The sequence below is a fragment of the Maribacter sp. genome, from assembly GCF_049667165.1.
Taxonomy (GTDB): Bacteria; Bacteroidota; Bacteroidia; order Flavobacteriales; family Flavobacteriaceae; genus Maribacter_A.
Genome location: NZ_JBATHS010000068.1, coordinates 1 through 2,538 on the forward strand (window position 1 = coordinate 1; position 2,538 = coordinate 2,538).

Annotated in this window: 3 protein-coding genes; 2 read left to right on the forward strand and 1 reads right to left on the reverse strand. The window is 42.0% G+C overall.

Features of this window, described 5'->3' with window-relative positions:
• Positions 1–448: CDP-alcohol phosphatidyltransferase family protein (locus WBM98_RS04090; protein ID WP_424364753.1), on the reverse strand; the 448-nt coding region annotated here is incomplete at its 3' end.
• 323 nt (positions 449–771) lie between these two features.
• On the opposite strand from WBM98_RS04090, the gene WBM98_RS04095 reads away from it, so the two are divergent.
• On the forward strand, positions 772–1,962 hold the full coding sequence (locus tag WBM98_RS04095; protein ID WP_424364754.1) for a DUF4105 domain-containing protein: 1,191 nt from the start codon (positions 772–774) through the stop codon (positions 1,960–1,962).
• A partial coding sequence (locus tag WBM98_RS04100) for an ATP-binding cassette domain-containing protein (RefSeq protein WP_424364755.1) occupies positions 1,959–2,538 on the forward strand: 580 nt, incomplete at its 3' end. The genes WBM98_RS04095 and WBM98_RS04100, both read left to right, overlap by 4 nt.

A 2,538-nucleotide genomic window follows, 5' to 3' on the forward strand; every position in this document is an offset into this window, starting at 1 on the left:
TGGCAGGTGTAGGCAAACCGATAAAAGAACTTACTTGATTTTCATCAAGATTGAATTTCGCTAAGCGATAGGCCGATGCCAGGGTAATCAAAAAACCCAAAAAGGGCAATGGGGCCACTTTTAAGCCAACCCAGAACGTATCATTGGCCGCTTCAGGGGAAATATCCAAATTCCAGCCACCGCTCATTGACATACCCAATAATTGGAACATGACAATTCCAGGCACAAGTCCGCTCGTGATCACATCGGCCAAGGAATCCAATTGAAGGCCCAATTCACTTTTTACATCCAATATTCGGGCGGCCATGCCATCGAAAAAATCAAAGATGATCCCAAGGAATACGAAAAATGCCGCCAGTTCCATTTGGTTCAGGACAGCAAAAACGGCGGCAACACTACCACAGAATACGTTCAATAAGGTGATCAAATTGGGAATATGTCGTTTCATGGCTGGTTGTTTATGTAAAAATAAGACAAATTTAAAGAATGTTTATAGGTGCCAATCGGCAGCCATCAAAACCCAAAATCCATTGAATTTTTTTGTTCCATCAAATGGCGTGTTCCCTGGGAAACGTAGAATGAAACAGGTGTCCTACGACTAGGATTGGGTTAAAACCAATTCTTCCAATGGTGCAGATCGAAAGTGAAGTGCTATCCTCTAATAGGTATAAAATATATAACAAACGTAACCTTTATAGATCTATTGGCATAAAAACCCCTGCTAAACAATTTATTCAGATATTTGCCACTGAAAATTTCTTACGACGCAAAATGGACTTAAAAAAGGTATTTGTTTCCCTTTTATTGTTATTTTCGACGGTGGGTAATTCCCAACTTCCGGAATTATCCCCTTTGTCCAAAATCAGCGTTTTGACCTGCGGCCCAGGAGATGCGCTTTATTCGACGTTCGGCCATAGCGCATTTAGGGTCACAGACGACGCCATTGGCATTGATGTGGTCTACAACTATGGCGTTTTTGACTTTAATACCGACAATTTTTATGTAAAATTCGCTAAAGGCAAATTGGATTATTTGCTCGCACGTCAACAGTACTCCAACTTTATGCGGGAATATGAGTATGATCGGCGCTGGGTAAAAGAACAGGTCTTGCAACTCACACAAGACGAAAGAAATGCCTTGTTCCAATTTTTGGAGCATAACTATCTTCCTGAGAATAGGGCCTATCCCTACGATTTCTTCTATAACAACTGTGCTACCAAAATCTGGGATGTTCTCGCTACGGTCTATGGAAACCAGTTGTACTTTGATACAAATTTCCTGAAGGAACAATTTACCCACCGCGAACTCATTCGCCAAAATATGCCCATCAATTCGTGGTCGGCCTTTGGTATTGATCTTGCCCTTGGGTCCGTCATTGATGATTTGGCCACACCAAAAGAACATATGTTCCTACCGAAATATATTATGGAGCAATTGAACAGTTCGAAACTTGGGGAACGTCGACTGGCACCCAATGAAGTTTCCCTCTATGAGCCCGAACCCCTACTTCATGAAAGTGATTTTCTGTTAACACCGCTTTTTTGGTCATTGGTATGTATGGCCCTGGTCTTTCTTATCACTTTTCTTGATTATAGGAAAAATAGAAGGTCCAAAAGCGTTGATTTTGCCTTGTTCTTAAGTACGGGAATCGCAGGGATACTCATCTTCTTTCTCTGGTTTTGTACCGATCATACGGCAACCGCGAATAACTTTAATATGTTATGGGCTTTCCCTTTCAACGTGATCATGGCATTTATGGTCATACGGAGAAGAAAGCCACCAACCTGGACGCTAAAATATGTTCAGCTTTTGCTAGTCATGCTTTTGGCCGTGCCCATACTATGGAATATGAAGGTCCAAATATTCTCACCCGTGACCATATCCCTACTATTAGCCCTGGCCACTCGATATACTTACTTTCTCCTTTACAACACAAAACAAAAACCTGAATCTGTCGTATGAATCTCCTTTCCGTAGAAAATATTGCTAAATCCTATGGTGAACTGGTTCTCTTCGAGGATATTTCATTTGGGATCAACAAAGACCAAAAGATAGCGTTGATTGCAAAGAACGGTGATGGCAAAACATCAATCTTGAACATTTTATCAGGTAAGGATGTCCCAGACTCCGGTCTTGTTAATTATCGCAAAGGCGTACGTGTGTCTTTTTTGGAACAGGAGCCCGAGTTGGATCCCGACCTAACAGTCGAAGAAACGATTTTCGCTTCTGACAATGAAGTGCTCAAGATTATTCTTGCCTACGAAAAGGCATTGGAGCATCCTGAGGATGAACAAGCTTACCAAAAGGCCTTTGAGGCTATGGACCGCCATGACGCATGGGATTTTGAGACACAGTACAAACAAATTCTCTTTAAACTTAAATTAGAGGATATCCATGCAAAGGTCGGCCTGCTTTCCGGAGGACAAAAAAAGCGCTTGGCCTTGGCCAATGCGCTTATCAATAGACCCGATCTATTGATTCTTGATGAGCCTACCAACCATCTCGACCTCGAGATGATCGAATGGCTTGAAAACTATT